This is a genomic window from Paenibacillus sp. DRB1-1 (genome assembly GCF_052119485.1).
Taxonomy (GTDB): domain Bacteria; phylum Bacillota; class Bacilli; order Paenibacillales; family Paenibacillaceae; genus Paenibacillus; species Paenibacillus polymyxa_B.
The window spans coordinates 3,199,438-3,222,766 of record NZ_JBODQH010000001.1 but is presented as its reverse complement, the minus strand read 5'-3'; the positions used below and the strand labels follow the sequence as shown (position 1 = coordinate 3,222,766).

The 23,329-nt window shown below is 45.6% G+C and carries 14 protein-coding genes; 6 read left to right on the top strand and 8 right to left on the bottom strand.

The genetic code is table 11. The annotated features are described in order from the left end of the window. Positions 1-9: 9 nt before the first annotated feature. Complete coding sequence (locus ACQW03_RS14220) at positions 10-798, bottom strand: ABC transporter permease (RefSeq protein ID WP_028542104.1); 789 nt, start codon at positions 796-798, stop codon at positions 10-12. Between the two features lie 150 nt (positions 799-948). Between ACQW03_RS14220 and ACQW03_RS14215 the strand changes: the two genes are divergently transcribed. Then, positions 949-3,405, top strand: a complete 2,457-nt coding sequence (locus ACQW03_RS14215) for an O-antigen ligase family protein (RefSeq protein ID WP_441950263.1) — start codon at positions 949-951, stop codon at positions 3,403-3,405. Between the two features lie 83 nt (positions 3,406-3,488). Here the strand turns inward: ACQW03_RS14215 and galU are convergent, their stop codons facing one another. Next, positions 3,489-4,370, bottom strand: coding sequence for a UTP--glucose-1-phosphate uridylyltransferase GalU (gene galU, locus ACQW03_RS14210; RefSeq protein ID WP_076294077.1), 882 nt, complete (start codon positions 4,368-4,370; stop codon positions 3,489-3,491). Positions 4,371-4,557: 187 nt separating this feature from the next. Between galU and ACQW03_RS14205 the strand changes: the two genes are divergently transcribed. Beyond that, positions 4,558-5,589, top strand: a complete 1,032-nt coding sequence (locus tag ACQW03_RS14205) for a glycosyltransferase family 2 protein (protein ID WP_076294076.1) — start codon at positions 4,558-4,560, stop codon at positions 5,587-5,589. Between the two features lie 14 nt (positions 5,590-5,603). After that, positions 5,604-6,041, top strand: coding sequence for a GtrA family protein (locus ACQW03_RS14200; protein WP_256703361.1), 438 nt, complete (start codon positions 5,604-5,606; stop codon positions 6,039-6,041). A 136-nt stretch (positions 6,042-6,177) separates the two neighbouring features. Here ACQW03_RS14200 and ACQW03_RS14195 read toward each other — a convergent pair whose 3' ends face one another. The 3 genes from ACQW03_RS14195 to ACQW03_RS14185 form a co-directional block, all read right to left on the bottom strand. After that, positions 6,178-8,688 carry a DUF3656 domain-containing U32 family peptidase gene (locus ACQW03_RS14195; protein ID WP_441950260.1) on the bottom strand — a complete coding sequence of 837 codons (2,511 nt, stop codon included), beginning with the start codon at positions 8,686-8,688 and terminating at the stop codon, positions 6,178-6,180. Positions 8,689-9,450: 762 nt separating this feature from the next. Continuing rightward, the gene (locus ACQW03_RS14190) at positions 9,451-11,364 is read right to left on the bottom strand and encodes a copper amine oxidase N-terminal domain-containing protein (protein ID WP_258297609.1); all 1,914 of its coding nucleotides are present in this window, start codon (positions 11,362-11,364) and stop codon (positions 9,451-9,453) included. 49 nt (positions 11,365-11,413) lie between these two features. Next, entirely contained in the window at positions 11,414-12,658 is a 1,245-nt protein-coding gene (locus ACQW03_RS14185; RefSeq protein WP_258297608.1) for a S1C family serine protease, read from the bottom strand. A gap of 361 nt (positions 12,659-13,019) precedes the next feature. On the opposite strand from ACQW03_RS14185, the gene ACQW03_RS14180 reads away from it, so the two are divergent. Beyond that, entirely contained in the window at positions 13,020-14,645 is a 1,626-nt protein-coding gene (locus ACQW03_RS14180; RefSeq protein WP_076294073.1) for a nitrite/sulfite reductase, read from the top strand. Positions 14,646-14,758: 113 nt separating this feature from the next. Here ACQW03_RS14180 and ACQW03_RS14175 read toward each other — a convergent pair whose 3' ends face one another. The 3 genes from ACQW03_RS14175 to uvrB all read right to left on the bottom strand — a co-directional run bounded on the left by ACQW03_RS14175 (position 14,759) and on the right by uvrB (position 21,399). Continuing rightward, entirely contained in the window at positions 14,759-15,970 is a 1,212-nt protein-coding gene (locus ACQW03_RS14175) for a hypothetical protein (RefSeq protein ID WP_441950257.1), read from the bottom strand. Between the two features lie 403 nt (positions 15,971-16,373). Then, positions 16,374-19,235 (bottom strand): excinuclease ABC subunit UvrA, encoded by a 2,862-nt coding sequence (uvrA, locus tag ACQW03_RS14170; RefSeq protein ID WP_023990603.1) that lies wholly within the window; start codon positions 19,233-19,235, stop codon positions 16,374-16,376. A 172-nt stretch (positions 19,236-19,407) separates the two neighbouring features. Beyond that, on the bottom strand, positions 19,408-21,399 hold the full coding sequence (gene uvrB / locus ACQW03_RS14165; protein ID WP_068938857.1) for an excinuclease ABC subunit UvrB: 1,992 nt from the start codon (positions 21,397-21,399) through the stop codon (positions 19,408-19,410). A 208-nt stretch (positions 21,400-21,607) separates the two neighbouring features. On the opposite strand from uvrB, the gene ACQW03_RS14160 reads away from it, so the two are divergent. After that, a complete protein-coding gene (locus ACQW03_RS14160) occupies positions 21,608-22,435 on the top strand; it encodes a flagellar motor protein (RefSeq protein ID WP_071643237.1) in 828 nt (275 codons plus the stop codon). Then, a complete protein-coding gene (locus tag ACQW03_RS14155) occupies positions 22,419-23,234 on the top strand; it encodes a flagellar motor protein MotB (protein WP_441950254.1) in 816 nt (271 codons plus the stop codon). Before ACQW03_RS14160 ends, ACQW03_RS14155 begins: the two co-directional genes overlap by 17 nt. The last annotated feature ends 95 nt before the right edge of the window (positions 23,235-23,329 follow it).

The window sequence follows — 23,329 nt, the reverse complement described above, 5'->3', positions numbered from 1 at the left end:
ATTTTCTCCTCACAATACATCTGCAAAATGAGATTTCATTTTCTTGAAAATTTTGATTCCTATAGTACCTGCGATAATCACAATAGCCCAAAAGTAGATCGTCATTGATGGGTGCTCCCAGAACCATTTGTGATCAATAAAAGTATCCCGATATCCCTCGACAATATAAAAAACAGGATTTAGTTTAAAGAAAAATTGATACTTATCCTCAACAATATTTAAATTCCAAAAGATCGGCGTAAGCCAAAAGAATAGCTGAATAAATACCGCAACAACTTGACCAACATCCTTTACAAAAACAACTAATGTCGCTGTTATGTAAGAAATGGACAAGGAAAGAAAAATCGTGGCTAATAAATAATAAAGGATTTGAATGTTATAAATCGTAAATTCAACATTGTATATTTTAAACATAATGAAAAGAACAATGATAAAAAATACATGTACAAAAAGAGCAGACAAAATTTTCACCATCGGTAGCAAACCAACTCGGAAAACAATCTTCTTTACCAAATAATTGTTTTCTATAATACTATTGGTTGCAGTTGCTAAGCTTTCAGAAAAGAATAACCAAGGCACCATTCCTGTTAATAACCAAAGTATAAAGGGAGTATCTCCAATAGGTACATTTTTAAAACCAACCTGAAATACGACCCAATAAACAAGTATAGATACCATAGGATGTATAAAAGCCCAGAGTACCCCCATAAATGAACCAAGGTATCTAGATTTAATATCTTTTTTAGACAATTCCCAGAGTAACTTTAAATTCTTCGAAAAGTTTTGAGTTAAATTCATACGAGTGTGTCACGACCTTAAACATGGTTTGGTAAGTCTCTTACAATACAATAATGTAAAAATTTGACAGTGTTATTCTTGCGATATGGCTCTAACAGCTACGATATGCTAAAATGTTGACGTATCTACAAGAAAAGGAGATTGTAAACCTTGTCGAATCCAGTATACGGGAAACAGGCCAAAACGTCGACCCGTGACGATAAAAGGCCGGCTATGTTTTGGGTGTTAATTGTTGGCATGATTCTGTTTTTAGCTTGGGCTCCCTTCCAGGCTGCACTTTTTAATGGGCAGATGCTCGATTTTGAAAAGCCTCTCTATTGGGCTGTTATCATCGCCTCGATTCTGTTGATCCTGGCAATCGTATCTTATTATAAGAAATTCAAGCTGGAAGAGCAAAGGGATTGGCTGGCTGTATTAGTACTGCTGCTTCCCCTTTCTTATGTGCTTTCACTGACTTCAGCAGCTTCACATTACCTGGCCATGAATATGGTGGTGGTACAGTGCATATATGCCGCTCTGTTTATCATCTCAATCTATCTACTACAAGATCGCTTAGGCAATAAGATTATTCACAACCTGATTATGACTGTTGCTTATGTCATTGTAGGCTTTGGCTTTATTAACTGGTTTGGACAGTGGGTACTTGCCGGCAAGATGGTAGGCTGGTTTACCCAATATGTGTATCAATATCGTTATACCAATGCAGTTATGACAGATACAAATGGTCTCCGGCTGACATCAGTGTTTCAATATGCGAATACATATGCGGCCTTTCTAATGGCTTTCCTATTCGCTGCCGTTTTCTGTCTGATGAAATCAAAACTATGGTATGGCAAGGCTATTCACAGCTTCATGTTGGTACCTATTCTGGTCTCGTTATTCCTGACCTTGTCACGGGGCGGTCTGGTTATGTTGCCAGTCGTTTTCGTACTGCTCTTGCTCTTCTTTAAACCAGCACGTCAGATTATATGGATTTTGCATTGTGCCATTGCTGGTGTAGCGTCAATATCTATCTTGGCGCCAATTACAAATATGGGTTTACAACTCAACAAGACCTACAACGGCGGAGAGGCTGCGAAGGCTTGGGGGTTACTTATTGGGGTCTCCCTGGCTGTAGCTGTCGTACTGTGGCTTGTTGAACGTTATCTGGCACCGAAGTTGGAAAATGCCCTCAAAGGATGGGCCTCCCGCAAGTTATCCAACCTGTGGCTACCTGTCGGATCTGTTGTGGTGATTGGCTTGATGGCTTTTCTGTTTATTGGAACTGGCCTGCGCAGCGTACTACCAGAAAACGTCCAGGTCCGGTTTGAAAATATCAATTTCCGGCAGCATAGTGTACTGGAACGACTTGTGTTCTATCAGGATGCTGCCAAATTGATTAAAGATCATCCTGTTATTGGCACCGGCGGCGGCGGTTGGGCTACTTTATACGAGAAATACCAAGATTATCCTTACACAAGCCGTCAGGCCCATAATTTCTTCATGCAGTATCTAGTTGAAGTTGGTATTCTCGGCTTCGTAATTTTTATGTCATTTATCTTATATATTTTCTATAAATATATCCGTAGCTATATGAGACAAGATGATGAAGAACGGGATTCTCACTTCCTGTATCTCATTTTGGCACTCTCAATCTTACTTCATAGCTTGCTAGACTTTAATCTGAGTTACGTGTTCATGGGCATACTGGTATTTGTGAGTCTCGGTGGTATGGCCGCTGCTATGGACAGCAAGCCGCTTAAACGCCTGTCCATGAGTGCTTCCGGATTCCGAATCATGTATAGTGCAGTCATCGGCATTCTAAGCATTGTGGTGCTTTTTGCAGGTCTCCGCTTCGTGCAATCGGCCAATGCTGCCACATCTGCCAAACAGATCATGGCGGTCAGCTCATCTTTTGAGGAAATCCAAAGTGCCATTAATAAGGATCTTGAACTTCGTCCTACGCACCCAGATTCGGTTATAAGATTGGCTGCACTGTACAAGAATGTGTATGATCAAACGAAAAAAGAGGAATTTTATAACGCTGCAATAGAGGTACTTAATACGGGCCTGAAGGCAGAACCGTATAATAAAATCATGTATAACTCCAAAGTTAACCTTTTAAAAGCAAAAGGTGAACATGAGCAAGCCTTCAGTATTTTGGAAAATAACATTTCCAACTTTGTCTGGGACAATGACTGGTACAATATGTTGATTACCCAAGCTTACACTATTGGTAATAAGGCATATGAGCAGAAGGACACAGCCAAGGAACAGAAATATTTCCAAGCAGGTCTCGCTGCTTATCAGAAGGTTCTGGATGGGGTAGCTCATATTAAGACGGTTCCACCTGAAATTGAGTTGACACGTACTTTTGAAGTAACTCCAGGTATTGCGCTCAGTACTGGAAAAATTGAGTTCATGTTAGGTAAGCCTGCTGAGGCTGCAATCATCCTCAAAAACGGCTTGAAAGACGACCTGAGCGACGCTACAAATCGTGAGGTTGCTCGCTATTATATTGTCGCTCTGCAGCAACAGGGGCAGGATGACAAAGCATTGTACGATAAGCTAATAAAAGCTGATCCGACGGAAAAAGAGCAAATTGCTCAGTTAAAATCGGAGAAATAGTAGAAAAAAAGAGACTATCAGATGATATTATATCATCCGGTAGTCTCTTTCTTATTTTAATAAAGTGAGGTTGGGTGAGATGTCTATTTTTGTTGATCAATCTTTTCAATAACCTGTCTCATATAAGCCAGTACTTCATCCTTGATTTCGTTATGCTGCAGAGCATAATGAATAGTAGTTTCAATGAATCCCAATTTCTCGCCAACATCATGGCGATTCCCGTCAAACTCGTAAGCCAGGATCGGACTCTTTTCTCCCAGCTTGGACAATGCGTCCGTCAATTGAATCTCCCCGCCTACTCCCGCAGATTGCTGACCCAGGATATCAAAAATATCAGGCGTCAAGATATAACGTCCCATAATCGCCAAGTTGGAGGTTGCTTCTTCCTTCTTTGGCTTTTCTACCAATCGTTCCGCCTCAGAGATTTTGGAAGTCAGTGCATGACCTTCAACTATGCCGTAACGATGTACCTCGTTCCAATCCACTTGTTTTACACCTACAACAGAACGCTGATACTCATCGAACACGTCAATCATCTGTTTGAGGCATGGATTCTCAGACTCAACGATGTCATCCCCTAAAAGGACGGCAAAAGGTTCGTCACCGATAAACTTACGTGCACACCAAATCGCATGTCCCAACCCTTTAGGTTCCTTTTGACGAATATAGTGGATATCTGCCATTTCCGATGGTTTACGCACTTCATTTAGCAGGTTCCATTTTTCCTTCGCAGTCAAATTATGCTCCAGCTCAAAAGAGTAGTCAAAATGATCCTCAATCGCCCTTTTGCCTTTACCAGTAACGATAATGATATCCTCAATACCAGATGCAACAGCTTCTTCAATAATATATTGAATTGTTGGTTTGTCTACAATGGGAAGCATCTCTTTAGGCATCGCTTTTGTAGCAGGAAGGAACCGGGTTCCTAATCCCGCAGCAGGAATAATCGCTTTACGGATTTTCATAGGTTAAACTCCTTTTCAACAAAACTTACTAAATTATTCAATAATTCGAGTAACGTTTGTAAATTGCTAATAGTTTATTATAGCACTTAGTCATTGCAATGTTATATACTTTAAGTAAACCATATTATAAACTAAAAAAGATAGAAATTTGAGTACCAGATATGCCAAAATTTGAGGAGAGAGTTCTTTGGATTCAATAATCAGTAACCCTGTTTTAACGTTAGTTATTCCCTGTTATAACGAAGAAGAAGTACTGCCTGAAACTATAAGCAGACTTACGGTCATTCTTGAGGAGTTGGCAGAGAGTCAGCTCATTTCTAAACATAGTAAAATGTTGTTTGTTGATGATGGTAGCCGTGATAAAACATGGGACATCATAGCATCATATAATCTAAAAAATCCTTTTGTCAGTGGTCTCAAATTGGCGAAAAATGCCGGCCATCAAAACGCCCTATTATCTGGGTTAATGGAAGCTAAAGAGACATCTGATTGTGTGATATCCGTTGACGCTGACCTGCAGGATGATCTCAATGCCATCCGAGAATTTATAATAAAATTCAAAGAAGGTTATGACATCGTATATGGGGTTCGAAAAAGTAGAACCACCGACACATTCTTCAAGCGTTCAACAGCCCAAGGTTTTTATCGTGTTATGAGTAAGATGGGAGTCAATATTGTATACAATCATGCGGATTACCGTTTAATGAGCAAAAGAGTTCTTCAGGAATTAAGCAACTTTAAAGAGGTCAATCTTTTTTTACGTGGTCTAGTTCCGTTAATAGGTTATAAGTCTACTGAAGTTTATTACGATCGACATGAACGCTTTGCAGGAGAATCCAAATATCCTTTAAAGAAAATGCTCGCTTTTGCTTTCGATGGAATCACTTCATTTAGTATAACCCCAATCCGGCTTATCTCAGCTGTAGGTTTTGCAATGTTTGGCATAAGCTTATTAATAGCTGTGTATACCATTATTAGTAAGCTCCTTGGAACCACTGTCTGGGGCTGGTCTTCTTTAATGTTGTCCATCTGGTTTATAGGTGGTCTGCAACTTGTAGCACTGGGGCTCATTGGCGAATATATCGGTAAAATATATAAAGAGGTAAAACAAAGACCCAAATATATTATTGAGACCCTATTAGATTCCCAAAGCACCCTAGATACTGAAAACACAAAAAAAGTGAAAAATAGTGAAAGGGAAGCTGTGGCTGTCCAATAAACAGATGCGAACAGGTGACTAATTTGACTTTATTTCAGAATAGCTTTTTCCGTTTTCTTGTCGTAGGTGTCCTAAATACAATATGCGGCATGTCCGTCATGTTCCTGCTCTTTAATACTTTAGGGACTAACTACTGGATATCGACCTTCATTGGTAATTCTGTAGGTGCCACTGTAAGCTATTTCTTAAACAAAAGATTTACTTTCAAAAACAATGCAAGCCATGGACAGACCATTTGGAAGTTTGTCTTTATCATATTGATATGCTATTTATTATCGTATTGTCTCAGCTATTTAATCAGCCACTTCCTGATCTCAAGTCTGAGTATTAAAAACAATGCTATTTTAGGCAACCTGTCCATCCTAATCGGGAATATCTTTTATACTTTAATTAATTATATCGGACAAAAGTTCATTGTTTTTTCGAAAAAAACGAAAGTTCAGAAAGTATAACGATACGAGATTCACAGTAGTTCAAATGAACTTATTAATAAAAACAGGGTATGTGCTCTCAACGCACATACCCTATTTTTTCTTTTACTACGTTCAAATATCAAAATAAATAACTGTGATAACCTATAGCATCCTTTTACTTCACCAGCTGCCCACGTGTAACACCCAACTGATTCGTTGCTTTAAGCGTCTTCCATACTTGTGTTCCGCTGATTTCTCCGCGCAGGGCACGGTTATAGAGATCAATAACCTCATGCACTTGCTCCGGTGTCTCCTCCAAAAATTCCACGCGGTAACGGGACACGCCTAGCTCCAGGAAATTGGACAGGTATTCCGCGCCGGATTGCTCAATCGCGTTGTATACCGTGTTGCGGCAGCCTTCGTCCACACGGACCGGATGAGACATACCAATTCGATCACGCAGGGATGCGCGATGGTCCTCACACGGACGTCCACAGTTAGTGTAGTCGGTGCCTTCACTCATAAAGGTACAGTATACGCAATGTTCAGTATGGAACATTGGCATATGCTGCTGGATCACAATCTCCAGCTTATCGGTACGCGTACGTCTGAGCATATCGACCATTTGCTGAATGTTCAGATCGTACGAAGGCGTAACCAAGTCGCAGCCGGAATCCAGGAACAGATCAGCCGCTTTATGATTGGCTATATTCAGCGAGAAGTCACCAATCAATTGCGGGTGATGTGCGTCCGGGTTCTCCAACCGGTGTCGCAAGTAGAAATACAGTGCCCCTGGATTGCGTACCAACACAGCATCCGGCTTCAGGCGCAGGATGTTGTTGTGGTAGCCATTTTCACCCGGCATGTGAATACGCGGGGTCGCTAGCGCAATTCGGCGGCCTACAGCATGCACAGCCTCTACAGCTGCCGGGAATTGCTTGATGAATTCGAAGTCGGCGTAAATGAATTCCACGCCGGCCTCGAGCGCAGCCTCCACCTGAGGGAGGCTGCGGCACAACGCGGTCAGCTCTGCCTGACCGCGTGCCACAGACGATGCCGGAGTCGATGCATCGTCATACACCTCGACCGTCCGCTTCGTGTACACGGGCGGTTTGGGACGCTCGCCCGCGAGCAGTTCCACCGCCTGACGGCGGATACCGTTCAGCTCGCGCATCGGCACGATGACGTCCCCATGCAGATGGACGTCCAGCTCTTCCAGCTGGAACACCGTTCCGCCCAGTCGTCCGAACTGCTCTTCGAGCAGTTCGTGCGTCATCGGACGCTTCTGGGCAATCTCCAGTTCCAGCTCGGAGTCCACGCGGACCGTTGTGCCCTTCTGCACGTCGGTCCACCATGTCGACAGCGGCTGCCCTGGGGAGCCGCTGACTCGCACATGTACCGGGAAGACCCGGTACGGCTTGTCGGTGTCGTACGACTGGCGCAGACGTTTGTCCAGCGCCGGGTCGTTGGTCTTCCAAATGCGGTCGCCCACGTGTACACGGCGCAGATCCACATCGTTGCGTCCCGCTACGATGTCGATGATCCAGCCTTCTCCGGCTTCGCCTTCAATCTTCACGCCCTTGCGACGGATATCGTATACGCGTCCGCCTTCTTCTTTTTGCGTGGGATCTCCCGCATCGAATACAATCCCATCGCCACGCTTGAGCGGTGCATCAATACGGCACACCACGCCATCACGAAGGATTTGTTCCACTCGACCCAGATACACCCCCCGGCTTTTCGGGAACGTACCGTCAACCAGCTTCTTGTTATTGGTTCCTTCGAGAAAACCGTGCGTAAAGCCGCGTGAAAAGCTCTGCTGCAGCTCGCGGATATCTTCTTTGCTCGTCTTGGACGTATCGCCATCAAAATACTTATCAATGGCCTTGCGGTACTTGCTGACCACATTCGCCACATATTCAGGTGTTTTCAGTCGCCCTTCAATTTTAAAAGAAACAACACCCGCGTCGATCAGTTCAGGCATCAAGTCAATCGCTGCCAGATCCTTAGGTGACAGCAGATACGTCACATCTGCCATTGATTTCTGCTCCCCATCCACCATCAGATCGTAAGGCAAACGACATGCCTGTGCACACTCACCACGGTTAGCAGAGCGGCCGCCCCACATTTCTGAAGTCAGGCATTGGCCAGAATAAGATACGCATAACGCTCCATGTACGAATACCTCCATTGGAAGTCTCGCCTGATCGCCTATTTTTTGGATCTGTTTCAAGTTGTTTTCGCGTCCAAGCACGACCCGTTCCATATTGTACGGCTTTGTAAACTCTACCGCTTCCGGCGAGGTGATCGTCATTTGGGTAGAACCATGGATCGGAAAATCCGGTGAAATGTCGCGGATCATTTTCACCAAGCCCATATCCTGGACAATTAAGGCATCGACTCCAGCATCAATACAGGCATCGACCAGCTCCTTAGCGTCCTCCAACTCGTTTTCAAATACCAATATATTGAATGTTAAAAAACCTTTAACCCCATAGCTATGCAAAAACGCCATAATTTCAGGCAGTTCCTCCATGCGGAAATTATTCGCCCGTGCCCGTGCGTTGAACTTTTCCACCCCGAAAAAGATCGCATCAGCCCCGTTTGCCACCGCCGCACGCATACAATCCCAGTCACCGGCTGGTGCCAGAAGCTCAACATCTTCTCTTCGTACTACTGATTTCATCTTTGTCCTCCCTATATGGAGAAATAACTGATTAACCTTGAGCTAAACGTTATTTTCCAGAGCAGCGATGCTGCTTATTTTATAGCCCTATGAATTATCATCCTATCCGATCATCCCCACTCTGAACCACTGGCTCGAGGGATAAATGGCATCCAACTCAAAAAATCCGCATCACGAACATTTGCGGCATAATCATTCTTATCTTGTAACTAATCTAGTGTACCAGACTGCGCCCCAAGCTTCTACACTTTCCAAGCGATTCCTCGTAAAAATCTCTTACTAAAACATAAAAAACACCCCCATTCCCGTCAAACGGTACTTTGGAGGTGAAGAATCATATAAAACAAGAGGAACAACGAAGTAAACAGTGCTATCCAGCAAGAAGCCAAATGGAGATGGAGACTAGGCAACTTAGACGCGCTAGTAGGCCTAAGCCTTTTAGAAAAAGGCATCCTTGTGGTGATACCAGCGTACTAGACATGAATCGGAGAAAAGGCGTTCGCAGGTCTAAGTACCGTAAATAGCTGCCTTCGCTCTTCCCTGCTTACCTCACTCTTTAAAAAGATTGGAAATCTTATGGCGGGTGCCAGCGAAGCGGGTCATTTCAATCCGAAGAAGCGTCAGCGTTCGCCTTTGACCTGGGATTCTTACATATTAAATCACTTATACAATCCAAGAATCCCGGGTCAACAGCGATCGTAGGATCAAATGGCACGCGTAGCCTCTTCCCACCATACCTCGCGAATCTTTTACCCACACCTTCTACTTCACAAAATTAAACGAATTTAACGTCGAATCCAGTGCATTAGACTGTACAGCCGTGTTGTTCGCATCATTCAATGTCGTTGTCACAGTATACGTTTTTCCGTCACGTTCCAAAACCAATTGGTGGCCTGTGTAGCCAATGCCTTCCTCTATACGATGGAATGTAAAGGACACTGCCGGAACACCAGCAAACGTTACGTCCTTAACCTCCTCAACTTTGAGGTTTTTGTAATTCTTTGCTTGCTTATCGTAGAAGTCCTTGAGCTGGGATACCGTTAGTTCAAATGACTGGTCGTTGTCGATTTTGACGGAAAAACGTCCTCCAGTAAACTGGTACTCTACATCGCCCAATTCAAATTGATCGCTAATCGCGGTCCAATATCGTGGGATATTCACCGTATATTCATAGGCTTTTGACGTCTTTTTGACCGTTTTCGTTTTATCTGTCAAATAGTCGTCTTCTTCCAACTGTCCAAAGTTACTCGCTACGGTTTGAAAATCGATTTGAAGCGAGGAAATGAGCGCGTTGAACTGATCATTTCCTTTGCTTACTTTTTCAGGAACTGCGTATTCAGCCAAATAGCGGTATCCATTTTGCTGAATCAGCACATTGTACTCCTTGACCCAACCATCGCCAAAATTATAACGGTACTCCTGTACTAACCCTTGAACGCCTGCAACCTCCAACGGATACGTCTTCTGTGCCTCATAAGCCGTGGACACAAAGGAATCGCCCAGCCATTTTTGCAGCTGCTGGCCCCAGTTCTCCAACTTTCCATCCGCTGGAGCCGAGGTTATTTTCATGCGGAAGCTCGATCCATCATTACTTTCATATTGCATTCGTTGATCGTCCATTTTCCAGCCTGCGGGTATGCTGAGTGACACACCGTAGTCTGGATTCCCGGCCTCGCGTGTGCCTCCTACAACAGTAGACAAGTCTTTAATACTTTTATCCTGCGCATTAAAGGAGGTCTTGAAGGAATTTAAAAGTCCTGCATACTGGGCCAGATCTTTATAATTCGTTGCTTTAGCATCGGAAAAATAAACTACATACAATCGTCCATTGTCATAGTACTGACGATTTTCCCACAATACGCCGTCCCCATCCTTCGTAATGACACGAGCATAAGGTACCTTCGCTTTCGGGAAGGATTTTCGATCGATCACAGTTTCTCCCGTTTCCTTGGCTGCCTGCACTAATTGTTGCAACAGATCGTCCGCATTCAGTGGAACCGGCTGTGACGCTGTGTGCACTTCCATATAGTAGGCACTGTTCTCATCCATAAAAGTGGAGATACTCTCATCTCCACCTCCCTGACCGATGACGAGCCCTGTTGGATAGTTCATAGACCAGTCATAGTAACTGTTCCCGATCTGCGTCTTGCCCTCATCATTATCAATGTTCGGTGTCTCTTCAGCTACCGTGCCCGCCTCTTCTTGTGCTTCCATCCGAATAATGATTCCGGCACCATTCTTCTCCAACTTACCGCCAAGCCCTTCTGCTACTTGACGCAGAGGCACCATGAGGATACCTGCTGACATTTCCGGTGGAGCTGGAAGTGTTACCTTGTGACCTCTCACCCATGCTGTACGGCTACCAATGGTCAGCGATACAACATGAGTTCCGCTGGTGATTTTAACCACATTATCTTCAGCCAATCGAATTTTGCTATTAAATGCCTTTTTAAACACACCAGCCGGAACCATCAGTGCACCACTTTTGGAATAGGGCTTCGTGATATTTGCATTTTGGCCGTTTACGACGGCTGTATTGCTGCCGCTTTGCAGACGCAATTCCAGCATGTTTTTATCTTGATCTGCTGCAACTGCTGGCAAAGCGGAAAGCAGAAGGGACAATGCGACAGCGCCGACCCCCAGCTTACGCATCATTTTTCTTTGAATATGCTTCACAGTAAATCTCCCTTTAGCTTTATTTTATAGATTCAAGAGCCGTTATTGTTCACTTTCCAGTAGTTGCCCCTTGAGCTGGCTCCGATGTTTCCTTAGAAAGCGCTATGCCACCATCTTCAGCGGCTTCCGAACCGTTCGAATCTTCACCATCTTCTGCAGACTGAATGGACTCATAGATTTCACCATTATCCTGTGTCAGTACCAGCTTGCGCTTCACAATATCACCGTCCGACTGCATAAGCACATTCACCGTTTGACCCGGTTGATAGTTTTTAAGTAGCTCATTGACGTCAATGGCCGAAGCTACACGCTTACCGTTAATACTATACAGCTCATCGCCTTCCTTGATTTTGGCCTGAACGGCATTGGCTGAAGTAATTTTCGTAACTTTCAAAGGATCCTCGGTAGGTAATCCGACGATAGCTGACCAGCTCTCTTCCAGCCCTAGACCAAGACTGGCGCGCCGAACCTCTCCGTATTTGAAAAATTGGCCGATGACATATTTCACTGTATCCGACGGAATCGAAAAGCCCATATTTTCAATACCGACCGCCGAGAATTTCATCGTATTGATCCCGATGACCTCACCCTTGAGATTGACCAGCGGACCGCCGCTGTTACCAGGATTAATCGCGGTATCGCTTTGGATCAAACGATAAGCAGCGTTGACACCACGATTCAGCCCGCTAACGACACCCGAGGTTGCCGAATTGCGAAGTGAAAAGGATATAGGCGTACCAATAGCCACTACCTGCTCACCTACCTGTAGACTGTTCGTTGAAGCTGCCAAGGTAGCGGGTTTGAGGCCGCTTGCCTTGATTTTGACTAATGCCAAATCACTGATCGGATCGCTGTAGCTGTCGGTGATTCCGTAAGATTTTCCGTCCGAGGTTACGACCACGGCATCACCTAATCCTTCGATAACATGCGCATTCGTCACAATCCATCCATCTGTACGAATGATGACACCCGTCCCGTGAGCCAGATTGTAGCGATCTCCTCCCGCTACGGTCTCTCCCGTGGCTGAACGGCCAATGATACCGACCACAGAAGGAGATACATTTTTAACAACCTGCGGCACACGGTCGGCCGATAACGTATATGTACCATTTGCGCTGTTATATGCGCCGCTGGTTCCTAATGCTTTATTCATATCGCTTACGTTAACATAGACCCCACCATTAATGACTTTGGCCTTTAACGCAGTTCCACTGCTAGCTGCACCTGCCGTTCCAGAAACACATAGAGCGCTGCCCAAAGCCAGAACAACTGCCCTTTTCCCCATCTTACGCATATACCTCACCATTTCCTCTCTTACATGACCCTGTTCTATCAGTTAGTCCAAATCTACCATAGAGGGGACACGCATACAATCGCTTTAAGCCCTATCTTTTTCTAAAAAAGCGTCGTTTGCCACATCCCTGTCCTCTCATGCTATTTATATTATAAATTTTCCAAATCCTTATATCAAAAAAATAAGCAAAAACGATAAATAATCGTTATACCAATTAGGTCATTCCTTCGTTTACGGGCATAACCAACTATGATACCATCACATTATATCTTAGTTTTATTGTCGGAAATAAAGAATGAAATCGTGAGTCCTCTATCCAAAACACTAAAGTATAAATAAGCACTTAAAGGAGGTTAAAAGAATGGCCTACGAACCAATCTGGAACGCTCATCCCGATAAGCTTAACAAATTCGAGTTGGTCAAGCTGGAAAAGGACGGTCTCGACGTTATCCGTACCATTATCGAAAACTATGCCAACGATGGCTATGATTCGATCTCTGCGGACGATATGGACCGTTTCAAATGGGCTGGGGTATATCAGCAAAAGCCCAAAGATGGTCATTTCATGATGCGGGTCCGCATCAACACAGGGATCATGACTTCAGCACAGGCACATGCATTGGCGGACATATCCGCGCTATACGGACGCGGACTTGTGGATGTCACCACTCGCCAGGCGATTCAATTTCACTGGTTGACGGTCGAAAGCTTGCCCGATATTTTCGAAAGACTGGAAAAAGTCAATTTGTATTCCTTTGAAGCCTGTGGAGACTGCCCGCGTACCATTGTTGGTAATCCGCTGGCTGGCATCGATCCTAATGAATTGGTGGATACCCAGGAGATTGTAGATGAAGTAAATCGTTTTTTCTTATTAAATCGAGACTTCTCCAATCTGCCGCGTAAGTACAAAATGTCTATCTCCGGTAATACGTACAACAATGCACAGGCTGAAATTAACGACCTGTCCTTCACTCCGGCCACCAAGATCCTCGACGGAAAAGAAGTGGTCGGCTTCCATGTGATGGTTGGTGGAGGTTTGTCCGCCAAGCCGCATATGGCACAGTCTCTGGATTTGTTTGTTCGTCCTGAGGAAGTACTGAAGGTTGCTATTGCTGTCACCACCATTTTCCGTGATTACGGCTATCGGGAAAAGAGGCACCATGCCCGCCTAAAATTCCTCGTTGCCGATTGGGGCCCGGACAAATTTCTGGCTAAGCTCACCGAGTACATCGGTGAAATGCCCGGACGCGGTGAGGACAAAACAATTGGCTGGCAAGCCGCCTATTTTGACGGTGTGCATCCTCAAGCCCAAAAAGGCCTGAACTATGTCGGTCTGAACGTGCCTGTTGGTCGCCTTAGTGCTGACGAGTTGCATGAACTGGCCGACCTGGCTGACCGCTATGGCGATGGTCAGATTCGTACCACGATGTCGCAAAATATTTTGCTGAGCGGCGTGCCGAATGAGCAAGTGGATGAACTACTGGAAGCCCCCGTGCTGCAACGCCTGACACCACAGCCCAAGCATTTTATGAGCCGTACGGTATCGTGCACAGGAAATGAGTTTTGCAATCTGGCAATTGTGGAAACCAAAAAACGGGCGGTTGACGTTGCCGAGTATTTGGATCAGCACGTACAATTGGATGAAAAGGTGCGCATTCATTTTATCGGTTGCCCGAATTCCTGCGGTCAAAAGCATATTGCGGACATTGGTCTGCAAGGCTCGCTCATAAAGACACCGGAAGGCTTGGTCGACGCGTTCGACATCGCTGTCGGCGGAGCGCTTGGAGCAGGCGCCCAATTTAACAAGGCGCTCAAAGGTCGCGTACGCGGGGATCAGGTTGGACCTGTACTGGCAGAGCTCATTCTGTTCTACAAAGAAAACAGGAACGCTGGCGAAAGCTTTTACACATATGTACAGCGTGTAGGGATTCCGACTTTTCAGGAAAAGCTGTCTGCTATTTTACAGTCCAGCCACGTTGCATCCTAAATATAGAGTCTATTAACAGCCTGCTTGTATGACATATACAAGCAGGCTGTTTCTTATCGCCATACAACCCCTCAATATCGTTTTCCTCACTTTCACAAAAAAAAGACACCGGATTACTCCGGTATCAATATTTTCGCAAAATCGAGTACTGTTGGCTTATGAGCACCTGTTGTAGATGTCACCACTGCGTAGCCTGAAGGTATCTTATATATCAATCCCGTATCATACCGGATGCCGAAGGAATTATCCTCCTTATAATGAGTCCTCGTTTCCCACACCTTCGTACCGTTTCCTTTCAAGCCTGTAATGGTGATGCCATGCATCTTCGTGGTTTTACCCAGTGGATCATATTGATCACTGAACTGGACATACAACTGCTCCTCAGGCAGATACACCCGGTCAGCCGCATAGTCCTCTGTATTACTAAATAATTGCAGACCATTACTTAGCACCTGTGTACGCTTGCTGTTTCCTTTAAGCCCTGTTACAGCAATATGACCACTCGGCAACTCACGTACTGCGGCAATTTCTTTACCTGATCCTAAGTCCAGATGGATGTCACGGATATCGCGACCATATACATCTGCTTGTACCCCAACGGGACCATCTGAACTGTTCAAAAGCGCATAATATCCATTGTGACTGCCGACCAGCCAACCCGAGGTCACTCCGGCCGTCGTTCGATTCCATTGTATATCGCCAGTTTCAGTGTATTTGAGTACAGTGAGGGACTGTTCCGCAAGGTTCAGATAGGAGACCAGGAAACTGCCATCCTCCAGTGGCTCTAAACCAACCTGCGAATCCTGTCCATGAGATATCAAGCCATCTGTGGGTAATGTTTTGGACCACAAGGTGTTTCCATCCTCGTCCAATCGTGAAGCCTGCACATCTCGTGTTCCGTTCGGTTTTGTATAATCAACCAGAAACAGCAAGCCCCCATCCGACGTCTCCCGCTGGACTCCACTGCTGCTTGTTCCGGGTTGTACGTCCAGATCCTGCTGATGTTTCCATACAGCCTCCACAGAACTATCCAGCTTGCCATATGTGACGTGTACTACACCTGCTTCTGTATCGTCCTCGACATTCAGCATAAAGAACCCACCATTCGCTGCGGGTTGAATGTAATTGTGAGCGTTTCCTAAATCCTTAATGCTGCCAATTGCCGCACTTGTTTCGATTTCGGCTTGTTTGGGCGCAAACGCCTCGGACACCTCGGAGGCATAGGACGGTGCAGCACTAAATCCCATCAAACATGCCGCCAAAGCAGCTCCAGCTGCCCATGAATATACACGTGTACGTAAAACTCTACTTTGCTTAATCTTCAAGCGTTCCAGCTCCCTTCATGACTTCCTCAGAGATGTGGTATGAACCTTAGATGTGATAAAACTTCAGACGGTTTCGCTTCAACTTGTAATGGTTGTCACGCGGGCACGGAACTTCGTATGATGCTATATAATCATGAGTTATATATTTACCTCTTCAAGCCCGAGCCTAAACACCAAAACTCCAGAGACTACTCAGAGACTTTCTGTCGATTGAATATACGTATAGACTTATTATTCCAGCGCTTGGTAAAGTATGTGTCACATGCTTTAACGCAGGAATTTGATAAAAGTTTTCTTTTTTTACAAAAAAAATAAAACCCTGCCAAGGCGAAGACATCAATACACTAGTTCGTATTCTGCCTTCCTGCCTGTGCAGGGTTTTTAAAACTATGCTAAACGGTATCTATAGATCGACTGTCTGAAGCGCTTGACTACGCTCTGTATCCCGTTCAAGGATCGGCTTTAAGTATCGACCTGTATAGGATTCTTCGACTTTCACGAGTTGCTCTGGTGTCCCGGTAGCCAAGATCGTTCCACCGCCACTTCCGCCTTCCGGTCCTAAATCAATCAGATAATCGGCTGTTTTAATCACATCCAGATTATGCTCAATGACCAGCACCGTCTCTCCTGAATCAACCAAACGATGCAGCACCGTCAATAATCGGTCAATATCGTGAACATGCAGGCCGGTTGTCGGCTCGTCCAAAATATAAATGGTTTTGCCCGTACTGCGACGATACAATTCGGAGGCCAGCTTCACACGCTGTGCTTCACCGCCAGACAAGGTAGTCGCAGGCTGACCCAGCTTGATATACCCCAAACCTACATCCATCAGTGTCTGGATCTTGCGATGAATCTTCGGAATATTTACAAAAAACTCCGTTGCATCCTCTACCGTCATCTCCAGCACATCGGCAATACTTTTCCCTTTGTATTTAACCTCTAGGGTCTCCCGGTTATAACGCTTGCCTTTACACACTTCGCATGGAACATACACATCCGGCAGAAAATGCATCTCAATCTTGATGATGCCGTCGCCTCTACAAGCTTCACAACGACCTCCCTTAACGTTAAAGCTAAAGCGGCCTTTCTTGTAGCCTCGTACTTTGGCCTCGTTCGTCTGCGAGAATAAGTCACGGATATCATCAAATACACCAGTATATGTTGCAGGATTGGAACGCGGTGTACGGCCAATTGGCGATTGATCGATCTCAACAACCTTTTCGATATGTTCTAGTCCGCGAATTTCTTTATGCTGCCCTGGACGTACTCTCGCCCGGTTCAGATCACGCGCTAACGTTTTGTACAAAATTTCATTGACCAGCGTCGATTTTCCAGAGCCGGATACACCAGTAACAGCTGAGAAAACACCCAACGGAATTTTGACATTCACATTTTTGAGATTGTTCTCCTTGGCTCCGCGAATCTCCAGCCATTTATCAGCAGGCTTGCGCCGCTCGGTATTGACCGGAATGAACTTGCGTCCGCTCAAATACTGCCCGGTTAAGGAATTCGGGTCTTCCATGACTTCCTGTGGGGTCCCCTGCGACATGATCATCCCACCATGGATTCCAGCTCCTGGCCCAATATCAATGATATAGTCCGCCGCCATCATCGTATCTTCGTCATGCTCCACCACGATCAACGTATTGCCAAGATTCCGCATATGCTCCAAAGCACTAATCAGACGGTCATTATCTCGCTGATGCAGCCCGATACTAGGCTCGTCCAAAATATAAAGCACGCCCATCAGACTGGACCCGATCTGTGTCGCCAGTCGGATACGCTGTGCCTCACCGCCTGACAACGTGCCTGCCGCACGGCTTAAAGTCAGGTATTCCAGACCAACGTTAACGAGGAATCCCAGGCGGCTGTTAATTTCTTTTAAAATGAGATTGGCAATCGATTTCTCCTTCTCACTCAGCTCCAGTGTATGGAAAAAGTTTGAGGCTTCACCGATAGACAAAGCTGTCACAAAAGCTATATTACGCTCTTGAATGGTTACCGACAGACTTTCTTTTTTCAGTCGGTGTCCCTTACAAGTGTTACATGGCTTTGCACTCATAAAGCCTTCAATAAATTCACGTATACCCTCAGAAGCCGTATCACGATAACGACGCTCCAGATTAGGGATAATCCCCTCAAAGGTCACATAGGCTTCCTTACGTTGACCAAAATCATTCTCATAGCGGAAACGGATTTTCTGCTCACCCGTTCCATGTAAAATGAGGTTCATTTGCTCTGTCGTCAATTGACTAACAGGAATGTCCTGCGGAATACCGTAGTGCTCGCATACTGACTGTAAAAATTGAGGATAATAAGTGGAAGTTCCACCACTCCAAGCCTGAAAAGCCCCATCCTCGACACTTTTTTCAGGATCGGGAATGAGCAAATCAGGGTCAACCACCATTTTAACTCCTAACCCATCGCAATCCGGACAAGCGCCGAACGGACTATTAAAGGAAAACATTCTTGGAGACAGCTCATCTATGCTGAATCCACAAATCGGGCATGCAAAGTTGGAACTGAACCGCAACTCCTCTTGCCCCATAATGTCTACAAGCAACTGCCCACCTGAAAGATTCAGTGCCGTCTCAATAGAGTCAGACAGACGCGCACGCACATCTTCCTTGACTACGATGCGGTCTACGACCACTTCAATCGAGTGCTTCTTGTTCTTTTCCAGCTCAATCTTCTCAGACAATTCACGTAGTTCTCCATTCACACGTACCCGTACAAAGCCCTGCTTGGCTATATCAGTGAACAGTGTTTTATGCTCACCTTTGCGGCCGGATACCAATGGAGCCAGAATCTGCAATCTTGTCTTTTCAGGATATTGCAAAATGCGGTCTACCATCTGTTCAACGGTCTGTGAAGTGATTTCAATGCCATGTTCAGGACAATGAGGATGACCCACCCGGGCAAACAACAACCGCAGGTAGTCATAGATTTCGGTAACCGTTCCGACGGTAGAACGCGGATTCCGACTTGTCGTTTTTTGGTCAATGGAAATGGCAGGAGACAGACCGTCAATCGAATCAACGTCCGGTTTCTCCATTTGCCCGAGGAATTGACGGGCATACGCAGATAAAGATTCCACATACCGCCGTTGCCCTTCCGCATAGATCGTATCGAAAGCCAGTGACGATTTACCTGAGCCGCTAAGCCCTGTCAGGACGACGAACTTGTCCCGTGGAATCGTCACGTCAATATTTTTGAGATTATGCGCGCGTGCGCCTTTGATGATGATGCTTTCATTCGCCAAATGTTTCATCTCCTTAGCCGTAGTTCACGTCATGCTATATCGCATTGGATTATCCCATGGAAGTGATATATCGCAAAGAGAACGACCACATAGGCCGCCCTCACTATTTTTAAAAGCAAAGCAATCAAACATTTTATTTTCATATGTTTTGCTTCTAGCTTATTCTCAATGTTTAATCAGCTCGCAACTCCAGCAAAGCATCACGCAGCTCGGCTGCCCGCTCGAACTGTAGGTTCTTGGCGGCGTCTTTCATCTCTGCTTCCAGACGCTGAATGAGTGATTGACGCTCCTTCTTGGAAAGTTTACCCGTCTCATTAGGAAGGTAATCATTCTTTGACTCTGCCACCTTAGTTGCTTCAATAACATCACGAATCTTTTTACGGATGGTTTGCGGGGTAATCCCATGTTCTTCATTATACTGAATTTGAATCGCACGACGACGTTCCGTTTCCTTTAGCGCTTTATCCATAGAATCGGTAATCTTATCGCCGTACATAATAACACGACCGTCACTGTTCCGTGCTGCCCGTCCGATCGTCTGAATCAGAGAGCGCTCAGAACGCAGGAAGCCTTCTTTGTCCGCATCCAAAATTGCAACCAGCGATACTTCCGGCAAATCAAGACCTTCCCGCAACAGATTGATCCCGATTAGCACGTCGAAGGTCCCCAGACGAAGATCCCGCAAAATAGCCATCCGCTCCAACGTCTTAATCTCGGAGTGCATATACCGAACCTTGATGCCCACTTCTTTTAAATAGTCAGTCAAATCTTCAGACATCTTCTTCGTAAGTGTGGTCACCAGTACCCGTTCCTCACGTTCCATGCGAAGCCGTATTTCATTAATGAGATCGTCAATCTGTCCCTTGCTCGGACGCACCTCAATAATCGGATCAAGGAGTCCGGTAGGACGAATAATCTGCTGTACCATCGTTTCGCATTTCTCCATCTCATAGGGTCCTGGAGTAGCCGATACATAGACGATTTGACTTACCTTGTCCTCGAACTCTTCAAACTTCAACGGACGATTATCCAATGCAGATGGCAAACGAAATCCATGTTCTACCAGTACATTCTTACGTGCTTGGTCACCGTTATACATGGCACGAATCTGCGGCAACGTAACATGGGACTCGTCAATGACGATCAGCATATCATCCGGGAAATAATCCATCAGCGTATATGGTGTTGCTCCTCGCTCGCGGAATGTCAGTGGACCTGAATAATTCTCGACACCGGAACAAAAGCCAACCTCTTTCATCATCTCGATATCATAGCGGGTACGTTGTTCCAAACGTTGCGCCTCTAACAGCTTCCCTTGCTCCTTCAACTCCGCTAACCGCTCTTCAAGCTCACGTTCAATGTTGACCAATGCTACCTTCATCGTATCCTCATGAGTAACGAAGTGAGATGCCGGGAAAATGGCAATATGATCACGTTCACCGATCAATTCACCCGTAAGCACATTAATCTCGGTAATTCGTTCAATTTCATCCCCGAACAGTTCTACACGTATAGCGTGTTCCCCGTGGGAAGCCGGGAATATTTCAACAACATCCCCCCGTACACGGAAAGTACCCCGCACGAAGTTGATATCGTTCCGCTGATATTGAATATCGACCAAGCGGGACAAAATCTGATTGCGGGGTTTCTCCATGCCGACTCTAAGCGAAAGCAGCAAGCTTGAATATTCTTTCGGGGAACCCAAACCATAAATGCAGGAGACACTCGCTACAATAATAACGTCACGACGCTCAAACAGAGAGCTTGTCGCTGAGTGGCGAAGTTTATCAATCTCCTCATTGATGCTGGAATCCTTCTCAATATACGTATCGGAAGACGGGATGTATGCTTCCGGTTGATAGTAATCATAGTAGCTGACAAAATAATCGACTGAGTTATTCGGAAAAAACTCTTTAAACTCACTCGCCAGTTGAGCAGCCAAAGTCTTATTATGTGCAATAACCAGCGTAGGCCGATTCAACTTGGCAATGGTCTGTGCGATGGTAAACGTCTTACCTGTTCCCGTAGCACCCAATAGCGTTTGATGCTTCTTTCCTTCTGCAATTCCCTCTACCAATTCAAAAATGGCCTGAGGCTGATCGCCTTGAGGTTGGAATTCCGACTGAATTTCAAAAGTCTTATCGCTAACAACGATATCACTCATTGCCCTGCATCACCCTTATCGTCTAAAATGGAAACATCATGATTTTACACCAGTCGAGCTTTAACGTCTTTACCTGTAACTCTATGTCGATATTTCCCGAGCAATGATACTTGGGAAATATGGTTGGATAAGAATGTTTGTTCCCGTATTATACCTCTTTCTTACCGTGGATGCAAACGATAAGTCTTGAATAGGAGTGAATTAAATTTTGGATATCACCATCGTATTGGGCATCATCGCAGGAATCATTGCATTAATCGGTGGCTTCTTATGGGAAGGCGGCGAATTTACAGGGCTGCTTCAAGGTACATCGGCTCTAATTGTATTTGGGGGAACTTTCGCCGCAGTTGTGATCAGCTACCCAGCTTCCAAGCTGAAGACGATCCCCACCGCTCTACGGATGGCATTTAGCCGTGAGGACAATCCTACGAAGCAATATATAGAAGATTTGGTTTCCATGGCGGCCACCTCACGCCGATCCGGTGTGCTTGCGCTAGAGCGTACTTCATCAGAGCATCCGAATGCATTTTTGCGTGAAGGTCTTCAGTTGGTCATCGACGGCACCGAGCAGGAGCAGATCAAACAGATTTTAGAGCTTGAGTTAGATGCCATTGAACACAAACATGAAGGGTACGCCAAAATATTTGAATCCGCAGGCGGTTATGCCCCTACGATGGGAATTATCGGTACTGTCATGGGCCTGATCCATGTACTGGGCAGCCTGACCGAGCCTACTGCGCTTGGTCCGTCCATTGCTGTTGCTTTTATCGCAACACTATACGGCGTTGCTAGCGCCAATCTGATTTTCCTGCCCATCGCATCCAAAATAAGAGCAGCCAGTGAGATTGAAATTATCACTATGGATTTGCTGCTACAAGGTATTCTGGCTATTCAAAACGGAGAGAATCCAAAGCTTGTACGCAAAAAGTTGGAGTTCTTTATCCGCTCAGAGCAAAATATAGATCGCAAACCGCCTCGTCGCTCGCGCACAGAGGAAGCTTCTCCAAAGGAGGACTTCCATGAGAGCGCGCGGTAAGCGCCGTGGAGGTCAAGGAGGCGGCGGAGACCATCGTGACCGCTGGATGATTACCTATGCCGATCTGATCACCCTGCTGCTCATATTTTTCGTTGTGATGTATGCCATGAGTAGTCTGGATGCTAAAAAATACGATGTCGTTGTTCAATCCCTCCAGGATACGTTCCACAAAGGAGATTCCATTTTGGAACAAGGCTCGGGCATTACAGGTACTGCCGATCGTTACACCAGCAAGAATCCACCCGCGACCAAACAACCGGCAGCCGATAAAAAGGAAGCTGGATCGACAAAGCTCACCGAACGTGAACAAGCATTCCGCACGCAGGAAAAAGAGCTGCAAAATCTAATGGGTGTCATTCAAGAATATATTACGGACAACAAACTGGAAAACCAGATTTTTGTGTCAGATCAGCCGCGTGGTATTGTCATTACGCTGAATGACCGCTTTTTATTCGATCAAGGTAGAGCTGCACTCAAGCAAGGCTCTGCCAACACGCTATCCAAGTTGGCCAGTCTGTTTCGAGATTTGAAAACACCGATTAGCATTGAGGGCCATACGGACAACATTCCGTTCACGCGCTCCTCGAACTCATCGACGTATAAGGACAACTGGGAGCTTTCCGGCGCACGGGCACTGTCCGTACTCCGATTCTTTCTCGACAGAGAGCAACTTTCACCCTCAGGATTTCAGTATGCGGGTTATGCAGATACCCGGCCGGTTGGTGACAATAGCACCGAAGCTGGACGACAAAAAAACCGCCGTGTCGAAATCACCGTACTACGCCAGCTTCAACAGTAAAACCCAAAAACCTCCTGAGTCACGCAATAACGTGAATCGGGAGGTTTTTTTGATACATATTCATCATTAATACATGGCTTCCGCTCTGATGTAGA